Origin of the sequence: Enterobacter sp. SES19 (assembly GCF_011765665.1) — a bacterium.
Classification (GTDB): Bacteria; Pseudomonadota; Gammaproteobacteria; order Enterobacterales; family Enterobacteriaceae; genus Enterobacter; species Enterobacter pseudoroggenkampii.
Genome location: NZ_CP050320.1, coordinates 3080796 through 3099872 on the forward strand (window position 1 = coordinate 3080796; position 19077 = coordinate 3099872).

The 19077-nt window shown below is 59.0% G+C and carries 14 protein-coding genes; 10 read left to right on the forward strand and 4 right to left on the reverse strand.

Annotation, left to right across the window (positions count from 1 at the left end; genetic code table 11):
- Window positions 1–346 precede the first annotated feature (346 nt).
- From GXP72_RS14760 to GXP72_RS14775, 4 genes are all read left to right on the forward strand, one after another.
- Entirely contained in the window at window positions 347–1855 is a 1509-nt protein-coding gene (locus tag GXP72_RS14760) for an anion permease (protein WP_073961501.1), read from the forward strand.
- A gap of 182 nt (window positions 1856–2037) precedes the next feature.
- On the forward strand, window positions 2038–3687 hold the full coding sequence (gene fumA, locus GXP72_RS14765) for a class I fumarate hydratase FumA (RefSeq protein ID WP_208763041.1): 1650 nt from the start codon (window positions 2038–2040) through the stop codon (window positions 3685–3687).
- Between the two features lie 281 nt (window positions 3688–3968).
- Window positions 3969–5282 carry an MFS transporter gene (locus GXP72_RS14770; RefSeq protein ID WP_048990635.1) on the forward strand — a complete coding sequence of 438 codons (1314 nt, stop codon included), beginning with the start codon at window positions 3969–3971 and terminating at the stop codon, window positions 5280–5282.
- Window positions 5279–6067, forward strand: a complete 789-nt coding sequence (locus tag GXP72_RS14775; RefSeq protein ID WP_208763042.1) for a substrate-binding domain-containing protein — start codon at window positions 5279–5281, stop codon at window positions 6065–6067. Before GXP72_RS14770 ends, GXP72_RS14775 begins: the two co-directional genes overlap by 4 nt.
- Here GXP72_RS14775 and GXP72_RS14780 read toward each other — a convergent pair.
- The 3 genes from GXP72_RS14780 to GXP72_RS14790 form a co-directional block, all read right to left on the reverse strand.
- Window positions 6042–6941: a LysR family transcriptional regulator gene (locus GXP72_RS14780; RefSeq protein WP_208763043.1), complete on the reverse strand. Its 900-nt coding sequence runs from the start codon at window positions 6939–6941 to the stop codon at window positions 6042–6044. The two genes, GXP72_RS14775 and GXP72_RS14780, sit on opposite strands and share 26 nt — an antisense overlap.
- A gap of 94 nt (window positions 6942–7035) precedes the next feature.
- Window positions 7036–8565 carry a cryptochrome/photolyase family protein gene (locus tag GXP72_RS14785; protein WP_208763044.1) on the reverse strand — a complete coding sequence of 510 codons (1530 nt, stop codon included), beginning with the start codon at window positions 8563–8565 and terminating at the stop codon, window positions 7036–7038.
- Window positions 8562–8708 carry a DUF2256 domain-containing protein gene (locus tag GXP72_RS14790; RefSeq protein ID WP_071530926.1) on the reverse strand — a complete coding sequence of 49 codons (147 nt, stop codon included), beginning with the start codon at window positions 8706–8708 and terminating at the stop codon, window positions 8562–8564. The genes GXP72_RS14785 and GXP72_RS14790 overlap by 4 nt, the downstream gene beginning before the upstream one ends.
- Window positions 8709–8924: 216 nt before the next feature.
- On the opposite strand from GXP72_RS14790, the gene mtfA reads away from it, so the two are divergent.
- On the forward strand, window positions 8925–9722 hold the full coding sequence (gene mtfA / locus GXP72_RS14795) for a DgsA anti-repressor MtfA (protein ID WP_208763045.1): 798 nt from the start codon (window positions 8925–8927) through the stop codon (window positions 9720–9722).
- On the opposite strand, the gene GXP72_RS14800 is transcribed toward mtfA, so the two are convergent.
- Window positions 9719–10930 (reverse strand): MFS transporter, encoded by a 1212-nt coding sequence (locus tag GXP72_RS14800; protein WP_208763046.1) that lies wholly within the window; start codon window positions 10928–10930, stop codon window positions 9719–9721. The genes mtfA and GXP72_RS14800 overlap by 4 nt on opposite strands.
- Window positions 10931–11068: 138 nt before the next feature.
- Between GXP72_RS14800 and GXP72_RS14805 the strand changes: the two genes are divergently transcribed.
- From GXP72_RS14805 to GXP72_RS14825, 5 genes are read left to right on the forward strand one after another with little or no spacing between them, the layout of a single operon-like run.
- Window positions 11069–12811, forward strand: coding sequence for an IucA/IucC family protein (locus GXP72_RS14805; protein WP_208763047.1), 1743 nt, complete (start codon window positions 11069–11071; stop codon window positions 12809–12811).
- Window positions 12811–13758, forward strand: a complete 948-nt coding sequence (locus tag GXP72_RS14810; protein ID WP_208763048.1) for a GNAT family N-acetyltransferase — start codon at window positions 12811–12813, stop codon at window positions 13756–13758. Before GXP72_RS14805 ends, GXP72_RS14810 begins: the two co-directional genes overlap by 1 nt.
- A complete protein-coding gene (gene iucC / locus GXP72_RS14815) occupies window positions 13755–15497 on the forward strand; it encodes an aerobactin synthase IucC (protein ID WP_280115397.1) in 1743 nt (580 codons plus the stop codon). Before GXP72_RS14810 ends, iucC begins: the two co-directional genes overlap by 4 nt.
- Window positions 15494–16819, forward strand: coding sequence for a SidA/IucD/PvdA family monooxygenase (locus GXP72_RS14820; protein WP_208763049.1), 1326 nt, complete (start codon window positions 15494–15496; stop codon window positions 16817–16819). Before iucC ends, GXP72_RS14820 begins: the two co-directional genes overlap by 4 nt.
- A gap of 26 nt (window positions 16820–16845) precedes the next feature.
- Window positions 16846–19035 carry a TonB-dependent siderophore receptor gene (locus GXP72_RS14825; RefSeq protein WP_208763050.1) on the forward strand — a complete coding sequence of 730 codons (2190 nt, stop codon included), beginning with the start codon at window positions 16846–16848 and terminating at the stop codon, window positions 19033–19035.
- The last annotated feature ends 42 nt before the right edge of the window (window positions 19036–19077 follow it).

Here is a 19077-nt window from a genome sequence, read left to right on the forward strand (position 1 = left end):
TCAAAATCAATACAATGGAAAATAACAAAAGGTAAAAATGTTACAAGAATGATAAAATTTACTCATAAAATACGCAATACCCACATACGCCTGAGTGGTTATTAATAAAAGCATAAAAATAACGCTGCAATTCTGTTTTTTTGATCCCGATCAATAGTTATGGCATCCAAAAGCGCAATATAAAAACATCAACATTTTTTAATTTAGCGCCTCAATAAAAGCGTTAAATTGCTATTACTGAAAATACAAAACAGCATCTTTAATAACTAAAAAAAGCAAAGAAACTTAAGAAAGTGATTTTGTTTTTCAGTGCGACCGAATTTTTGACAACTTAAGACGTGAAACTATGAATACAAAAACTGCTGTAACGCCCCCTGTGGCGAACCAGGCATCAAATGGAAACGCAAAACGATTGCTGATGATGGCGTTACCCATCGTCGTCGCCGTACTGCTGCTGTTTGTTCCGGTACCGGAAGGACTGCCTCCTTACGCATGGCACTACTTCGCTATCTTCGTCGGCGTGATCGTCGGTCTGATCTTCGAACCGCTGCCGGGCGCGGTGATCGGTCTGACCGGCGTGGTCGCCATTGCCCTGTGCAGCCAGTGGGTGCTGTTCAGCCCTGAGCAGCTGGCTGACCCGAAATTCAAGCTGGCAGGCGCCTCCTTTAAGTGGGCGGTGAGCGGGTTTGGTAACTCGACCGTCTGGCTGATTTTCGGTGCCTTCATGTTCGCCGCAGGCTATGACAAAACCCGCTTCGGCCGCCGTCTGGCGCTGATTCTGGTGAAATACCTCGGCCGTCGCAGCCTGACGCTCGGTTACGCGATTACGTTTGCTGACCTGCTGCTGGCACCGTTCACCCCGTCCAACACCGCGCGCAGCGGCGGGACCATCTACCCGATCATCGCTAACCTGCCGCCGCTGTACGGTTCTAAACCGAACGACCCAAGCGCGCGTAAGATTGGTTCTTACCTGATGTGGGTGGCGATCACCGCGGCCTGTATCACCAGTTCAATGTTCCTCTCCGCCCTCGCACCGAATCTGCTGGCTCTGGCGCTGGTGAAAAGTACGGTAGGTATCGACATCTCCTGGGGCACCTGGTTCCTCGCCTTCCTGCCGCTGGGTATCCTGCTGATTCTGGCCATGCCGCTGCTGGCCTACTGGTTCTACCCACCAGAAGTGAAGGTGAACAACGAAGTGCCGCTGTGGGCGACCCGTGAGCTGGAAAAACTCGGCAAACTGTCCCGCAATGAAATCCTGCTGCTGGTGTTCGTGTGCTGCGCGCTGCTGATGTGGATCTTCGCCGCCGCGTGGATTGAACCCGCTATGGCTGCCCTGCTCATTGTGGGCCTGATGCTGTGGACCGGCGTGCTGGAGTGGAACGATATCACCGGTAACAAAGCCGCATGGAACACCTTCGTCTGGTTCGCGACCCTGGTTGCGCTGGCGGATGGCCTCTCCTCTACCGGCTTTATCAGCTGGTTAGGCAAAGAAGGCGGTCTGTTGATGAGCGGTATCTCTCCGGGCGTGGCGACCATCGTCCTGCTGCTGGCGTTCTACCTGCTGCACTACCTGTTTGCCAGCACCACCGCGCACACCACGGCGCTGCTGCCAGCGATGCTGACCATCGCCTCCACCATTCCGGGCATGAATATGGAAGTGTTTGTTCTGCTGATGGTGACCTCGCTGGGCGTGATGGGGATCATCACCCCGTACGGTACTGGCCCAAGCCCGATTTACTATGGTAGCGGCTACCTGCCAACCAAAGACTACTGGCGCCTCGGCACCATCTTCGGTGCCATCTTCCTGGCGGCCCTGCTGCTGATTGGTTATCCGTGGATGTCCATGATGTTCTGATTCCTGACCGCCGGACTTCTCCTCCGGCGGTTTTATTTTTTTATACCCTAAATAATTCGAGTTGCAGGAAGGCGGCAAGAGAGTGAATCCCCAGGAGCTTACATAAGTAAGTGACTGGGGTGAACGAACGCAGCCAACGCACATGCAGCTTGAAGTATGACGGGGATGTGGAGCAATACGCTATGTCAAACAAACCCTTTATCTACCAGAACCCCTTCCCTCTTTCGCATGACGACACCAAATACTACCTGCTGACCAAAGAGCACGTCTCCGTTGCCGAATTCGAAGGCCAGGAGATCCTGAAAGTGGAGCCGGAAGCGCTGACCCTGCTGGCGCAGCAGGCCTTCCACGACGCCGCATTTATGCTGCGTCCTTCCCACCAGAAGCAGGTTGCCGCCATCCTCAACGACCCGGAAGCCAGCCAGAACGACAAGTACGTTGCCCTGCAGTTCCTGCGCAACTCCGAAATCGCGGCCAAAGGCGTGCTGCCGACCTGCCAGGATACCGGCACCGCTATCATCATGGGTAAAAAAGGCCAGCGCGTCTGGACCGGCGGCGGTGACGAAGCGGCCCTGAGCCAGGGCGTGTATAACACCTACATTGAAGATAACCTGCGCTACTCGCAGAATGCGGCGCTGGACATGTATAAAGAGGTGAATACCGGCACCAACCTGCCGGCGCAGATTGATCTCTACAGCGTGGACGGGGACGAATACAAATTCCTGTGCATGGCAAAAGGCGGCGGTTCTGCCAACAAAACCTATCTGTACCAGGAAACCAAAGCGCTGATCACCCCGGCAAAGCTGAAAAACTATCTGGTTGAGAAGATGCGCACTCTGGGAACTGCGGCCTGCCCGCCTTACCATATCGCGTTTGTGATTGGCGGTACGTCAGCGGAAAGCACGCTGAAAACCGTGAAGCTGGCCTCCACGCGCTACTACGACGCGCTGCCAACTGAAGGCAACGAACACGGCCAGGCGTTCCGCGACGTTCAGCTCGAACAAGAGCTGCTCCAGGAAGCGCAGAACCTCGGCCTCGGCGCGCAGTTTGGCGGTAAATACTTCGCCCACGATATCCGCGTGATCCGCCTGCCGCGCCACGGCGCCTCCTGTCCGATCGGCATGGGCGTCTCCTGCTCCGCGGACCGCAACATCAAAGCGAAAATCAACCGCGATGGGATCTGGATTGAAAAACTGGAGCACAACCCGGGCCAGTACATTCCTGAATCACTGCGCCAGCAGGGTGAAGGCGACGTGGTGAGCATCAATCTGGACAAGCCGATGAATGAGATCCTGGCGCAGCTCTCCGCTCACCCGGTCTCTACCCGCCTGTCGCTGAACGGTACCATCATCGTGGCGCGCGACATCGCCCACGCGAAGCTGAAAGAGTTGCTGGATAACGGTGAGGAACTGCCGCAGTACGTCAAAGATCATCCGATCTACTACGCTGGCCCGGCCAAAACGCCGGAAGGCTACGCGTCTGGCTCACTCGGCCCGACCACGGCGGGACGTATGGACTCGTATGTGGACTTACTGCAGTCCCACGGCGCGAGCATGATCATGCTGGCGAAAGGCAACCGCAGCCAGCAGGTGACGGACGCCTGCCATAAGCACGGCGGCTTCTACCTGGGCAGCATCGGCGGCCCGGCGGCGGTGCTGGCGCAAAACAGCATTAAGAGCCTGGAGTGCGTCGCGTATCCTGAGCTGGGAATGGAGGCCATCTGGAAAATTGAAGTCGAGAACTTCCCGGCGTTTATCCTGGTGGATGACAAAGGCAACGATTTCTTCCAGCAGATCCAGAACCAGCAGTGTAAAGGCTGTTCACAGCGCTGAGTATGAGATGCCGGGCGGCGCAACGCTGCCCGGCGGTAACTGGTTACGCTGCGTCTGCGTTATGTCACAAAACCGAGATATCAGTCACTTAGCCACATTAGGTGAATAAAAAATCAATTAGTTGTTAAGTTATTGTTGCCATTAATTGTATTTGTCCGGCGAATAATATTCATGCAAAAAATGCATCAGCCGATGCGACATTTGCGCTTATATATTTCCTCATCCTGATCCAGTTTTCAGAAACAGACGCGTAAAACGTCAACAATAAACTGGAGCTAACCATGTTTTCCTCAACCTCACCTGCAACCGTACGGTCGAAGGCGGGCGCGATACTTCGCGTCACGTCCGGCAACTTTCTTGAGCAATTCGATTTCTTTCTGTTCGGCTTCTATGCCACCTACATCGCCCACACGTTCTTCCCGGCGAGCAGTGAATTTGCGTCGCTGATGATGACCTTCGCCGTCTTCGGCGCGGGCTTTTTAATGCGTCCAATCGGTGCAATCGTGCTTGGCGCGTATATCGACAAAGTGGGGCGCAGAAAGGGGCTGATCGTCACGCTGTCCATCATGGCGGCGGGGACATTCCTGATTGTGCTTATTCCGTCTTATCAAAGCATCGGCCTGTGGGCGCCGCTGCTGGTGCTGACGGGGCGTCTGCTGCAGGGCTTTTCCGCCGGTGCCGAGCTTGGAGGCGTCTCAGTCTATCTGGCCGAAATCGCCACGCCGGGCCGCAAAGGGTTTTACACCAGCTGGCAGTCCGGTAGCCAGCAGGTCGCCATTATGGTCGCCGCGGCGATGGGCTTTGCCCTGAATGCCCTGATGGAGGAGAGCGCTATTCGCGAATGGGGCTGGCGCATCCCGTTCCTGTTCGGCTGTTTAATCGTGCCGTTTATCTTTTTCCTGCGCCGCAAGCTGGAGGAAACGGAAGAGTTCAGCGCGCGCCGCCATCATCTGGAGATGCGTCAGGTCTTTAAAACGCTGCTTGGCAACTGGCAGGTGGTGGTCGCGGGCATGCTGATGGTGGCAATGACCACCACCGCGTTCTATCTGATCACCGTCTACGCACCCACCTTTGGCAAAAAGGTGCTGATGCTGAGCGCCTCGGACAGCCTGCTGGTCACGCTGCTGGTGGCGATCTCTAACTTCATCTGGCTGCCGGTGGGCGGTGCCCTGTCGGACCGTTTCGGGCGCAAGCCGGTGCTGATTGCCATGACCCTGCTGGCGCTGGCGACCAGCTACCCGGCCCTGACGCTGCTGGCGAGCGCACCCAGCTTCTCGATGATGCTGAGCGTGCTGCTGTGGCTCTCCTTCCTCTACGGCCTCTATAACGGCGCGATGATCCCGGCCCTGACGGAGATTATGCCGGCTGAAGTGCGCGTGGCGGGCTTCTCGCTGGCTTACAGCCTGGCAACGGCGGTCTTTGGCGGCTTTACCCCGGTGATGTCCACCGCGCTGATTGAATACACCGGTGACAAAGCCTCGCCGGGCTACTGGATGAGCTTCGCCGCGGTGTGTGCCCTGCTGGCAACGCTCTACCTCTACCGCCGCCGCGCGGTATCGCTGCAAAACACCGTCAAGTCAGAGGGGGCAGTATGAAACGCACTTATCGCTATACCGCCAGCGCGCTGGTGCTGACGTTCCTGAGCGTCAATGCCTTTGCCCAGGACGTGAAGGTCATGATTTCAGGCGGCTTCAAAGCCGCCCTTGAAAAGCTGGCCCCGGAATATGAACACCGGACCGGGGATAAAATTGTGATCATCCCCGGCCCCTCAATGGGCAATACGCCGCAGGCGATCCCAAACCGACTGGCGCGCGGCGAGAAGGCAGACGTGGTGATTATGGTGGGCGATGCGCTGGAGAAGCTCGAAAAGGCCGGCCAGACCCAGCCGGGTTCGCGAACGGAACTCGCGGATTCTCCCGTTGGCATGGTAGTAAAAAAAGGGGCGGATATACCGGATATCAGCAGCGATGCGAAACTGCGTGAAACGCTGCTGCAGGCCCGCTCCATCGCCTACTCTGACAGCGCCAGCGGCAGGTACGTCAGCCAGGCGTTGTTCAAAAAGCTGGGAATAGAAAAAGAGGTGGCAGGTAAAGCGACAAAGGTCGAGCGTATTCCGGTTGCCTCAGAAGTGGCCAAAGGAAAATACACCATCGGTTTCCAGCAGGTCAGCGAGCTGCTGCCGGTTCAGGGCGTCACCTTTGTCGGGAAAATCCCTGACAATGTGCAATACATCACGCGCTTCGCGGGTGCGGTCACCCGCCATGCAGAACATCCTGCGGAGGGGAAAGCGCTGTTGACCTATCTCGCCTCACCGCCCTCAAGGGCCGTCATCACGGAGACGGGGATGATCCCCGTTACGTCCGGTGATACTGCTCGGTGATCTGCTTTTCCAGTTCAGCCGCAATGTAAGACTGGATGCGCCCCCGGCGCCGGATAAGCCCCACGGTGCGTTTCACTTCCGGCGCCATCAGCGGCAGATGCGTCAGCAGCGTGTGCTCTGAGGTCGGCATTGACATGGCGGGAACGGCAGCGATGCCGATCCCCGCCTCAACCATACCGAGCATCGTGGTAACGTGACGTGTTTCGCAGACGCTGGGCCGCTCGGGAACGATATCCCCCAGCATCCGGTCGAGCAGATTGCGGTTGCCTGACGTTTTATCGAGGGAGATATAATCCTGCTGGTAAAACGTCTTCCAGGTCAGGTGACTCTTCTGCGCCAGGGGATGATCCTTTCTGCACGCCGCGACGTAGACATCCTCCACCAGCGGGAAAAATTCGATTTCAGACGGCAGGTTTCCTGCAAAGCAGATACCAAAATCCGCCTGGCTGCGGGCCACGGCGTCAATCACATTGCCCGCGCTGCTGTCGATGAGCTTAATGCGAACGCGCGGATAGCGAGACTGAAAACGCCGGATCACGTCAGGCATAAAGTAACAGGCCGCGGAAGGTACCGCGGCAACCGTGATCAGCCCCGTCCGCTCTTCACTGGCCTTATCGACATCCGCGAGCATTGACTCAACGCTGTCGAGCAACTGTGCGGAGCGCTCGGCAAAGTTTTGTCCGTAAAGCGTCAGCGCCACGCGGCGGGTGGTGCGATCGAACAGCCTGTTTCCCAGCGCGGCTTCCAGCTTTTCAATCCTGCGGCTCAGCGCCGACTGGGATAAACAGATAGATTCAGCGGCGACACGGAAGTTACCGTATTCCACTAACGCTCTGAAAGCATAAAGATCGTTAAGGTCAAAATTCACGGGCATAGCGTCTGGATGTCCTGTCAGGGAATACGCAACAAAGTCAAAAATAATAGCGTCTTATTGACCTGCCGCAACCGCCCAGGCGTTGAAATACCGCTCAGAGGTCGTTGAGATGCAGGCGGACGTACCCGGCGCGGTCTGCAATGGCCTGCCGATCCTCTTCCGTCATGTCCGCTAGCTGTTTAAAGACAATGCCCAGGCGGGGATTGTTACCGAGACGCGCCTTATTGCGCGCAAAGAAGTCCCAGTAAAGGGCATTGAAGGGGCAGGCCTGCTCTCCGGTACGCTGGTTGTGTTGATACCGGCACCCCTGACAGTAATTACTCATCTTATGAATATATGACGCGCTCGACACGTAGGGTTTACTCGCCAGTAACCCGCCATCGCCAAACTGGCTCATGCCGAGGGTGTTGGGCAGCTCCACCCACTCAAAGGCATCAATATAGACTCCCAGATACCATTCATGGACCGCCTGCGGCGACAGGCCGCTGAGCAGGCTAAAGTTGCCAATGACCATCAGGCGCTGGATATGGTGGGCGTAAGCCTCGGTGAGCGACTGCCCAACGGCATGCGCCAGGCAGCGCATCTGCGTCTTGCCCGTCCAGAACCAGTCCGGCAGCGGGGCATGCTGGTCTAAGGCATTCAGCTCCCGATAGCCCGGCATCTGCGACCAGTAGATCCCGCGCACATACTCCCGCCAGCCGAGAATTTGTCGGATAAACCCTTCAACGGCAGGCAGCGGCGCGTGGCCCGAACGCCACGCCTGCTGGGCGGCCGCGACCACTTCCCGCGGATTCAGCATTTTAGCGTTCAGCGCAAATGAAATTAACGAGTGGAAAAGAAAAGGTTTCTCCACGTGCATCGCGTCCTGCCAGTTTCCAAACTGCGGGAGCACGTGCGCGATAAAATCATCCAGCCTGGCTTTGGCTTCCGCACGGTTGAGCGGCCAGCGAAAATTGTCGGCCTGCGGTTCGCCGAAGGTCTTTACGCCGCAGCGTTGGATCTCAGCCCATAAGGCGGAACGATCGTGGCAGGGACGCGCGTCCACCGGCGCGGGAGGCTCGCCGGACCAGCGCTTGCGGTTTTCAGCATCGAAATTCCATTTCCCCCCTTCCGGCTCGCCTGCTGAGGTCAGCAGTACGCCGTGCTGACGACGCATTTCCCGGTAAAAGTACTCCATTCGCCAGCTTTTGCGTGACGCAAAGAACGCGCTGACCTGTTCCCGAGTGGTGAAAAAATGCTCGCTGCTGACGCAGGCCGTTTCAACGGAGACCGTTTTCGCCCACGCCTGCAGCTGCGTATCAAGACGCCATTCGTCGGGCTCCTGCCATGTCACTCTGCCAGCGCCGTAATGCGCGACAAGCGCGTTGAGATTGTCTTCCAGCGCGCCGCGGTTTGAGCTGTCAGAAAGTCGGACATACCTCACCCGATGCCCCTTCTCCTTTAATGCAGAGGCAAACGCGCGCATGGCGGCGAAGATAGCGATAACTTTCTGGGCGTGATGAAGCACATAGGCGGTTTCGGCCCGGAGTTCCAGCATCACGTAAATGATGTTCGGACTGGAGGTATCAAACCAGCTGTGATGCGGATTAAGCTGATCGCCCAGGATCAGACGCAGCTCGGTCAACGGTGGCTCCTGCGGCAACGCTCAGAACAGTATTTAACCTCATTCCAGCATTTCGCCCATTTCTTGCGCCACGTCATGGGCCGCTGGCAGTGCACACACAGTCGACTGGGCAGGTCCTGCTTGTTACCTTTGAAATCGCTCATCTTTTCAATACCGCACTGATTAATTCACCCCACCTGCGGATAAAGGCCACGACAGACTTCACAAAATGAAGGTGATGCCCGCAAACCGCTACCCACCGCTACGTACGAAATGATAGTTTATTCAGGCTGGATTTGTCGCAGTGAGCGATTTTCTGGCATCTTAACCGAACCTGACTTTCCCATTTTTGTTCAAGTGACGAGTTTGCGAGCAAAGCGATGATAAAGTGGCCCTGGAAAACGAATGAGGCTGGCCGGGATGTGGCGCTGCCATGGGATGACGCGCTGACGATCCCTGTTCTGGCTAATCTAAACCCGGATGAACAATCGAAACTGGTTCAACTGGCGGATCGTTTTTTGCAGCAAAAACGCCTGGTGCCACTGCAGGGGTTTGAACTCGATCCCCTGAAAAACGCCCGCATCGCCCTGCTTTTCTGTCTGCCGGTGCTTGCACTCGGCATTGAGTGGCTGGACGGTTTCCACGAAGTGCTTATCTATCCCGCGCCGTTCGTGGTGGATGACGAATGGCAGGACGACATCGGGCTGGTGCATAACCAGCGCGTGGTGCAATCCGGACAAAGCTGGCAGCAAGGGCCGATAATCCTCAACTGGCTCGACATTCAGGACTCGTTCGACGCGTCCGGTTTTAATCTGGTTATCCATGAGGTGGCGCACAAGCTGGATACCCGCAACGGCGATCGCGCCAGCGGAGTGCCGCTGATCCCGCTTCGCGAGGTGGCGGGCTGGGAGCACGACCTGCACGCGGCGATGGATAACATCCAGGATGAAATAGACCTGGTCGGCGAAAGCGCGGCCAGCATTGACGCCTATGCGGCAACCGACCCGGCCGAATGCTTCGCGGTGCTCTCGGAGTATTTCTTCAGCGCGCCCGAGCTTTTCGCGCCCCGCTTCCCGGCGCTGTGGCAGCGTTTCTGCCAGTTTTATCAGCAGGATCCTCTGCAGCGTCTGCGGCAACATGAGGAGTCTGGCGGACATTCCTCCCGCCAGATCCATTAAGGTTTTTCAACAGGGGTCCGCTCGGTTGACCGTACCCCTATGCTCAGGGCTAAAAACAACACCGCCATTCCCCATGCGGTTACCATTAAAGCCTGCTCCCCGTAAAAGCGCGTCACCACAGGCACCAGCAGCGCGCTGACGCCGTAACCTAACGTGTGGCTGGTGGCGATGACGCCCGCCCCTTTCCCGGTGGTCAGCCTGTCGTTCAGCAGCAGCTGGTAGCCCGGCGTGGCCATCGCCGCCCCGAGTGACGTGATAACAATCCCTACGTAGAACAACGCTAAACCGGCGACAGACATCAGCCCAAGCCCGGCCACCATCAGCACCGCCGCGATGCAGAGCAACGTCACCGGAGTGAAATGCTGCGGGCGGACCACCAGAAACTGCGCCGCGAGCGTGGCCAGCGCGGCCAGGCTCAGCAGGAGCGCGACATGATGGCTGATCTCCCGGGCGTTACCGTCCAGCAACGGGCTAAGATGCGGTGACAGGCCAATCTGCATCAGGCTCACCAGCGCCGCCAGCAGCAGCGCCAGCAGCAGGAACGGCAGCATGGAGGCCTGCAGGCGGGTTGCCTGGTGGGCTACCGGCGGCAGCGGCGGGTCCGCGACTTCGCGAAGCACCAGCAGCAGAGCGATAAGCGGCGCAACCGCCATCAGCCAGAGCGGCGCCACCGGATTAACGCTGAGCATCAGCGCTGCCAGCGGTGGGCCGAGCAAACGCCCGCAGCTGAGGCCGGAGCTTATCGTCGCCAGTGCCGCCATTCTTTTCTCCAGTCCCGCACGCTGAATCGCCCACGTCTGGGCCGCAGGCACCAGCCCCGAGACCGTCAGTCCGTAGAGCAGGCGCGAGAAAATAAGCCCCGCCAGCCCCCAGACCGTATCCAGCCTTCCGGCCGCCATCGCCCAGACCACCAGCGCCATCACGACAAAACTGGCCAGATAGCCGCTCAGTGAGGCCACCATGACGGCCTTACACCCCCGCCGCTCGCTCTGGCGTCCCCACCAGGGCGATGCCGGTAAAAAGAGCATGGATCCAAACATCAACAGTCCGGCCCAGACCGAGAGCGACAGCCCGGTCTGGGTGACCAGCTGCGGGAGCATCACCAGCAGGCCGTTTTGACCGATGCCCAGTAAACCCGCAGATAGCGCCAGGGGCCAGTTAGCTTTTGAGGTGACGTTTTCGGTCAATATTTCAGAGTCAGTGCGCATGAGAATGTGAACATAGTGTCAATAAATGTGTGGAAATTATGAAGTTTATGAAAACAAATATTGCAAAAATGGTTGCGACTGTAAACAGAATGAATATCATAACGAGAATCATTATCAATCATGGAATGAGGTACATCTATGCGTGCTCTGCTCCGCGCCGCCGGTACAGACGTTGCAGCCCAGTGTTTTTTAAACGCCCTGTTGCGCGAAACGAAGGACTGGCGCTATCTCTCCGCTACCGCTGCGGATGCGCTATCTGAGATTCATATCCCGCTTTCCCAAACCCAGGCGCTTCGGGTGCCGGTACGCTATTTCTCTCCTACCCAGCATCATCAGTACCATTTCCCGGCAACGCTTATTCAGAACAACAGTGATAACGGTGACGCCGTCACATTCGGTCAACTGGTTGATTTAATTCTTGAAAAACCGTCCGTAAAAGGCTCGCTGGATGCCAATACGCTGGCGCGTTTTAAGCAGCGCGTTCTCGAAAGCCATGTGCACACCTGGCAGGCGATCGATCTGCGCCACGGCTGGGCAACCCTGCGCGATAGGCCGCTGACGTTTGCCGAAGCGGAACAGGCGCTGCTGGTCGGCCATGCGTTTCACCCGGCACCGAAGTCGCACGAGCCGTTCAACGAAACCGAGGCGCGTCGCTATCTGCCCGATTTCGCCTCCCGCTTCCCGCTGCGCTGGTTTGCCGTTGAGAGCACGCTCGTTGCCGGCGACAGCCTGAACGTCTCCCTGCGTGAGCGTCTGCTGCGCTTCGCGGCCGAGAGCGCGCCCGAGCTGCTCGGCCACTTCACGGACACCCGCTGGCTGCTGCCGATGCATCCGTGGCAGGCCGACTATCTGCTGGAGCAGGACTGGTGCCAGCGTCTGGCGGAAAACGGTTTACTGCAGGACCTGGGTGAAGCGGGCGCACAGTGGCTGCCCACCAGCTCGTCACGCTCGCTGTACAGCGAGACCAACAGCGACATGATTAAGTTCTCCCTTAGCGTGCGTCTGACCAACTCCGTGCGCACGCTGTCGGTGAAGGAAGTTAAGCGCGGCATGCGCCTGGCGCGCCTTGCGAAAACGGAACGCTGGCAGGATTTACAGGCGCGCTACCCGACCATGCGCGTGATGCAGGAAGACGGCTGGGCGGGACTGCGCGATGACAGCGGCGTCATTCAGGAAGAGAGCCTGATGGCACTGCGCGTTAATCTGCTGTTCGATACGCCAGACACCCAGACCAACGTGCTGGTGAGCCTGACGCAGGCCGCGCCGGACGGCGGTGACAGCCTGCTCGCCGCGGCGGTGCGCCGTCTGAGTCAGCGTCTTGATTTACCGCTCGCCCAGGCCGCCCGCTGCTGGCTGGACGCCTACTGCGACCGCGTATTGCTTCCGCTGTTCAGCGCCGAAGCGGACTACGGTCTGGTCCTGCTGGCGCACCAGCAAAATATCCTCGTTGAGATGCAGCAGGATTTCCCGGTCGGGCTGATCTATCGCGACTGCCAGGGCAGCGCGTGGACCGAAAGCGCCGACGCGTGGCTGAAAGAGGCTGGCGAAACGGAGGTGGAAAACCGCTTTGGCGAGAGCCAGCTGCTGCGCTACTTCCCTTACTACCTGCTGCTGAACTCTACCCTTGCCGTTACCGCCGCCCTTGCTGCCGCCGGTTTTGACAGCGAGGAGAGCCTGATGTCCCGGGTGCGCGACGCGCTGGCGGAACTGCGCCGCACGGCGAAGCAGACCCGCTGCCTCGACTACGTGCTAGACAGCCCGACCTGGAACTGCAAAGGCAACTTCTTCTGCTACCTGCACGATCGCAATGAAAACACCATCGCCGATCCGGCGGTGATCTATTTCGACTTTAGCAACCCGTTCTACAAGGAGAAGGCGTGATGGCTATCGCGAATATCGTCCATTCCGGCTACGGCTTTCACTGCACCGCCACGGATCGCACCCTGCCGCTGGCGTTGGGTCTCGACGGCAGCGCGGTGCTGGAGCGTCTGAAGGGGATCCCGGACGGCTGGCTGGTGGAAGCCCTGGATCAGCTGTTTGTGGCCGCCCCCGCGCTGACCGGCATTACGTTACCCTGGGCGGACTGGCAGGATGAACCCCAGACGCAGGCGCTGTTTGGCCTGTCCCATGGGGATTATCTGGCGCGTGACGCCTTCTGGCAGTTGCCGCTGTGGCTGAAAGGCGAACGGCATCAGGCGAGCGGCGGCATGCAGTTTGACGAGAGCCGTCAGCTGTACTTCCCGCTGCGCCCTCACCGCCCGCAGGGCGAAGTGTACCGCCGTTACGATCCGCAAATTAAGCGCACCCTCAGCTTCCGCGTCGCCGACGTGGCGCTGGACGGCGAGCGCTTTACCCGCTGGATGAACAACCCGCGCGTGAACGCCTTCTGGGAGATGGCGGGCCCGCAGGCCGAGCAGGAAAGCTACCTGCGTCGTCAGCTTGACTCGACCTACTGTTACCCGGTTATCGGCTGCTTCGACGACCAGCCGTTCGGCTATTTTGAGCTCTACTGGGCCGCGGAAGACCGCATTGGCCGCCACTACCGCTGGCAGCCGTTTGACCGCGGCCTGCACATGCTGGTGGGCGAAGAGAACTGGCGCGGCGCGCAGTACATTCGCAGCTGGCTGCGCGGGTTAAGCCACTATCTGTATCTCGATGAACCGCGCACCACGCGCATCGTCGCCGAGCCGCGCTTCGACAACCAGCGCCTGTTCCGCCATCTGGCCTCCGCCGGTTTCGACACGGTGAAGGAGTTCGACTTCCCGCATAAACGCTCGCGCCTCATCATGAGCCAGCGTCACCGCTTCTTCAGCGAGGTGGGCCTGTGAACGCGCTCTGGGAAAAAGTGAACCGCGAGATGGTGGCGAAGATCCTCGCCGAGCTGGAGTATGAACGCACCCTGCGCGCCGAGCCGCTTGAGTCTGACGCCTGGCGCATCACTATGGGCAACGAGTCCTGGCAGTTTCGCGCCACGCGCGGGATCTGGGGCTGGCTGCATATCGACCCGGACAGCCTGACCACCGCCAGCGGCGATGCCATCGAAGCGGAAAGCGCGCTGCTGCAGCTGGCTGCGGTGCTGGAGATGAGCGACGCGCAAACGGCAGAGCACATGGAAGATCTCTACGCCACGCTGCGCGGCGACATGCAGCTGCTGCAGGCGCGTGAAGCGCTGGACGCGGACGAGCTGATCCACCTAGACCCGGACGAATTACAGTGCCTGATGCGCGGTCACCCGAAGTTTATTTTCAACAAAGGCCGCCGCGGCTGGGGTCTGGACGCGCTGCGTCAGTACGCGCCTGAGTATCGCGGACGTTTTCGTCTGCACTGGGTTGCCGTTCAGCGGAAGCATCTGGTCTGGAGCAGCGACGGCGATTGCGATATCAGCACCCTGCTGGCTAGCGCCATGGACGAGGCCGAGCGCGCCCGCTTTGACGCCCGCTGGCAGGCGCTGGGTCTCGACGACAGCTGGCTGCCCGTGCCGCTGCACCCGTGGCAGTGGCAGCAGAAGATCGCCATTCATTTCCTGGCGCAGCTGGCGCGCGGTGAGATGGTTGAGCTGGGCGAGTTTGGCGATGAGTACCTGGCGCAGCAGTCTCTGCGCACGCTCACCAACGCCAGCCGTCGCGCGCCGTTTGACATCAAGCTCCCGCTGACCATCTACAACACATCCTGCTATCGCGGCATTCCGGGCAAGTACATTGCCGCCGGACCGCTGGCCTCGCGCTGGCTACAGCAGCAGTTCGCCAGCGACGCCACGCTTGTCCGCTCTGGCGCGCAGGTGCTTGGCGAACCCGCCGCCGGATACCTGTCGCATCCGGGCTATGCGGCGCTGCCGAAAGCGCCCTACCGCTACCAGGAGATGCTGGGGGTGATCTGGCGCGAGAACCCGTCCTGCTATCTGCAGGACGGCGAACAGGCGGTGCTGCTGGCGGCGCTGATGGAAACCGATAACGACGGGTGTGCGCTGATCGACGCGTGGATCAGCCGTTCCGGGTTAAGCGCCGACGCATGGCTGGAAAAACTGTTTGAGGCATCGGTCATCCCGTTCTATCACCTGCTATGCCGCTACGGCGTGGCGCTGATCGCCCACGGCCAGAACGTGACGCTGGTGATGAAGGACTACGTCCCGCAGCGCATCCTGCTGAAAGATTTCCAGGGCGATATGCGCCTGGTGGATGAGGATTTCCCGCAGGCGCAGAGCCTGCCGGAGCAGGTGAAGGCCGTCACGGCGCGCCTGAGCGCGGATTACATTATTCACGACCTGCAAACCGGCAACTTTGTGACGGTGCTGCGTTTTATCTCACGCCTCACCCTGCAAAGCGGCGTCAGCGAAACGCGTTTCTATCAGATCCTCGCCGGAGTGCTGCACCGCTATATGGCCGCGCACCCCGAGCTTGCTGAGCGCTTCGCGAAGTTCGACCTGTTTAAGCCGCAGATTATTCGCGTGATCCTTAACCCGGTCAAACTGACCTTCTCCGAACACGACGGCGGCAGCCGCATGCTGCCGAACTACGTCACCGACCTTGATAACCCTCTTTTTCTGGCCTCCCGGGAGTCAGCGCAATGAAAACCTATGATTTCATCGGCATTGGTATTGGCCCGTTTAACCTCAGCATCGCCGCGCTGGCGGAAGGGCTGGACGGCTTTAGCTCGCTGTTCCTTGAGCGCAAGCCGCACTTCTCCTGGCACCCCGGCATGATGGTGCCGGACTGCCACATGCAGACCAGCTTCCTGAAGGATCTGGTCAGCGCCGTGGAGCCCACCAACCGTCACAGCTTCCTGAACTACCTGGTGCAGCGCAAAAAGTTCTACCGCTTTCTGACCACCGAGCAGCGCACCGTCTCCCGCGAGGAGTTTGCGGACTACCTCTGCTGGGCGGCGGAAAACCTTACCAACCTGTCCTTTAGCCAGCAGGTGCAGCAGGTGAGCTTTGATGAAAAAAGCGGCCTGTTTGAGGTGGCGACCCAGCGCGACCGCTTCCTGGCGCGCCACGTCTGCGTGGGGATTGGCAAACAGATCAACCTGCCTGACTGCGTCACCCTGCAGGACGACACCTGCTTCCACGCCAGCGAGATGATGCTGCGCACGCCGGATCTTGCGGGCAAGCGCGTCACCGTCGTCGGCGGCGGCCAGAGCGGCGCCGACCTGTTTTTGAATATCTTCCGCGGCGAATGGGGCCAGCCGCTGAGCCTGAACTGGGTATCGCGCCGCAACAACTACAACGCGCTGGATGAAGCCGCCTTTGCTAACGAGTATTTCACGCCGGAGTACGTGGACAGCTTCTCCACGCTGGGGGAAGAGGCCCGTCGTCAGATGCTGCACGAGCAGAAAATGACCTCCGACGGCATCACCACCGAGTCCCTGCTGGCGATTTACCGCGCCATGTACCACCGCTTCGAAGTGCTGCGTGAAAAACCCTGGGCGCACCTGATGCCGTCCCGCTCGGTGACAGCCCTGACGCGCCTGGAAAACGGCCAGCGCCTGAGCATACAGCATCACCTTGACGGCGGCCGCGAGCAGCTGGAGAGCGACGTGACGATCTTTGCCACCGGCTATCGCGCCGTGCAGCCTGCGTTCCTGGCGCCGCTGTCTCACCGCCTGCATCTGGATACGGACGAAGCCTTCTGCATCAACAACGATTTCACCCTCGAATGGGACGGTCCGCAGAGCAACCGCCTGTTCGCCGTGAATGCCGGGATGCACCGTCTCGGCATTGCCGAACCCCAGCTCAGCCTGATGGCCTGGCGCGCGGCGCGCATTCTGAATCGCGCGCATGCCGACGAGCCGTTTGAGCTGGCTACCACCCCTGGCGTTATCCACTGGCGAAGCACCACCAGCCCGGAGAACAGTCAGGTTTTTAAATCATTAGCAAAAACCACCGAGTACTGACACACACAATCAGGGTCAATATAACCATGAAACGTTCTCATCTTTGGGTTTTAAATCCTTGTTTGCTTGCAATGCTTTCTACCTCTGCGTGGGCGGAAGAACAAAAGGAAGAAAATATCGTTGTCTCCGCCAGCCGCGCGCACCGCAGCGTGGCGGAGATGGCGCAGACCACCTGGGTCATTGAGCGGGCTGAAATTGAGCAGCAGGTTCAGGGCGGGAAAGAGATTAAAGAAGTGCTGGCGCAGCTGATCCCGGGCATGGACGTCAGCAGCCAGGGACGTACCAACTACGGCATGAACCTGCGCGGCCGCTCCATGATGGTGATGGTGGACGGCGTGCGCCTGAACTCGTCCCGCAGCGACAGCCGCCAGCTCGACTCTATCGATCCGTTCAACATTGACCGTATCGAAGTCATCTCCGGTGCCACCTCACTCTACGGCGGCGGCAGCACCGGCGGCCTGGTGAACATCGTCACCAAAAAAGGCCAGCCGGAAACCGAAGTTGAGTTCCAGACCGGGACAAAGAGCGGATTTAACAGCCACAACGACCACGATGAGAACGTGTCGGCAGCGGTCAGCGGCGGCAACGATAACGCTTCCGGTCGTCTGTCGGTGTCGTATCAGCGCTACGGCGGCTGGTATGACGGCAACGGCGACGAGGTAATCATTGATAACACCCAGACCGGCCTCCAGTATTCCGACCGTATTGATGTGATGGGAACAGGCACCATCAATATTGACGAGCACCAGCAGCTGCAGCTGACGACCCAGTACTACAAGAGCGAGTCCGACGGCAAGCATGGGCTGTATCTCGGGAAGAACTTCTCGGCGGTAACGGGGGATGCGACCGCCTACAACAAAGGTAACCTCGATTCTGACCGCGTGCCGGGTACCGAGCGCCATCTGATTAACCTGCAGTATTCCAACACCGACTTCTGGGGCCAGGATCTGGTCGCGCAGATTTACTATCGCGACGAGAGCCTGACCTACTATCCGTTTCCGACCCTGACCAAAGGCGTAGTGAGCAGCATCGGCGCGTCGCAGCAGAAAACAGATTTCTACGGCGGCAAGCTGACGCTAAACAGCAAGCCCGTGGACGATTTAACGCTGACCTGGGGTATGGATGCCGACCACGAAACCTTCGACGCCAACCAGCAGTTCTTTAACCTGAGCAAAGCCGCGGCGAGCGGCGGCATGGAGCTGGATAACGCCTACAACGTGGGCCGCTACCCGGGCTACAGCATCACCAACCTCGCCCCGTTCCTGCAGGCCAGCTACGATATTGACGCCATCACCCTGAGCGGCGGCGTGCGCTACCAGTACACCGAGAACAAGGTGGACGACTTTGTCGGTTACACCCAGCAGCAGGCCATCGCCACCGGGAAAGCGACCTCCGCCGACGCGGTGCCGGGCGGGAAAACCGATTACAACAACTTCCTGTTTAACGCCGGGATCCTCGGTCGCCTGACCGAACAGCAGCAGGTATGGTTTAACTTCTCCCAGGGCTTCGAAATTCCGGACCTGGCGAAGTACTACGGCTCCGGGACCTATCAGCTCAGCAACGGTCACTATCGCCTGCTGAACAGCGTCAACGTGAACGACTCGAAGCTGGACGGTATCAAGGTCAACGCTTATGAGCTGGGCTGGCGCTACACCGGGGATAACCTGCGCACGCAGGTTGCGGCGTATTACTCGCTCTCGGATAAAACCATCACCATCAACAAGACGGACATGACCATCAACCTGGAAGACGACAAGCGTCGTATCTACGGGGTGGAAGGTCAGGTGGACTATTTCTTCACCGACAGCGACTGGAGCACCGGGGCGAACTTTAATGCCATCAAGTCTGAAACCCGCGAAAACGGGAAATGGGAGAAGCTGACGGTCGACAGCGCCAGCCCGTCGAAAGCCAGCGCGTGGGTCAACTGGGCGCCGGGCGACTGGACCCTGCGCGTGCAGAGCACGCAGACCTTTGACGTGTCAGACTCCGACGGCAAGAAGATCGATGGCTATAACACGGTCGACTTCCTGGGCAGCTACGCCCTGCCGGTGGGTAAAGTCAGCTTCAGCGTGGAAAACCTGCTGGACAAAGACTACACCACCGCCTGGGGCCAGCGCGCGCCGGGGCTGTATAGCCCAACCTACGGCGCACCGGGTCTGTACACCTACAAAGGCCGTGGACGTACCTTTGGTCTGAACTACTCGGTACTGTTCTGATCCAGCGCGCCGCCTGCGGGCGGCGCATTTTGTTGTGTAATT

Bases quoted from the DNA above. Each gene is read 5' to 3' on its own strand.
- GXP72_RS14760 (WP_073961501.1), top strand. From the start codon at position 347: ATGAATACAAAAACTGCTGTAACGCCCCCTGTGGCGAACCAGGCATCA.
- fumA (WP_208763041.1), top strand. From the start codon at position 2,038: ATGTCAAACAAACCCTTTATCTACCAGAACCCCTTCCCTCTTTCGCAT.
- GXP72_RS14770 (WP_048990635.1), top strand. From the start codon at position 3,969: ATGTTTTCCTCAACCTCACCTGCAACCGTACGGTCGAAGGCGGGCGCG.
- GXP72_RS14775 (WP_208763042.1), top strand. From the start codon at position 5,279: ATGAAACGCACTTATCGCTATACCGCCAGCGCGCTGGTGCTGACGTTC.
- GXP72_RS14780 (WP_208763043.1), bottom strand. From the start codon at position 6,941: ATGCCCGTGAATTTTGACCTTAACGATCTTTATGCTTTCAGAGCGTTA.
- GXP72_RS14790 (WP_071530926.1), bottom strand. From the start codon at position 8,708: ATGAGCGATTTCAAAGGTAACAAGCAGGACCTGCCCAGTCGACTGTGT.
- mtfA (WP_208763045.1), top strand. From the start codon at position 8,925: ATGATAAAGTGGCCCTGGAAAACGAATGAGGCTGGCCGGGATGTGGCG.
- GXP72_RS14800 (WP_208763046.1), bottom strand. From the start codon at position 10,930: ATGCGCACTGACTCTGAAATATTGACCGAAAACGTCACCTCAAAAGCT.
- GXP72_RS14805 (WP_208763047.1), top strand. From the start codon at position 11,069: ATGCGTGCTCTGCTCCGCGCCGCCGGTACAGACGTTGCAGCCCAGTGT.
- GXP72_RS14810 (WP_208763048.1), top strand. From the start codon at position 12,811: ATGGCTATCGCGAATATCGTCCATTCCGGCTACGGCTTTCACTGCACC.
- GXP72_RS14820 (WP_208763049.1), top strand. From the start codon at position 15,494: ATGAAAACCTATGATTTCATCGGCATTGGTATTGGCCCGTTTAACCTC.
- GXP72_RS14825 (WP_208763050.1), top strand. From the start codon at position 16,846: ATGAAACGTTCTCATCTTTGGGTTTTAAATCCTTGTTTGCTTGCAATG.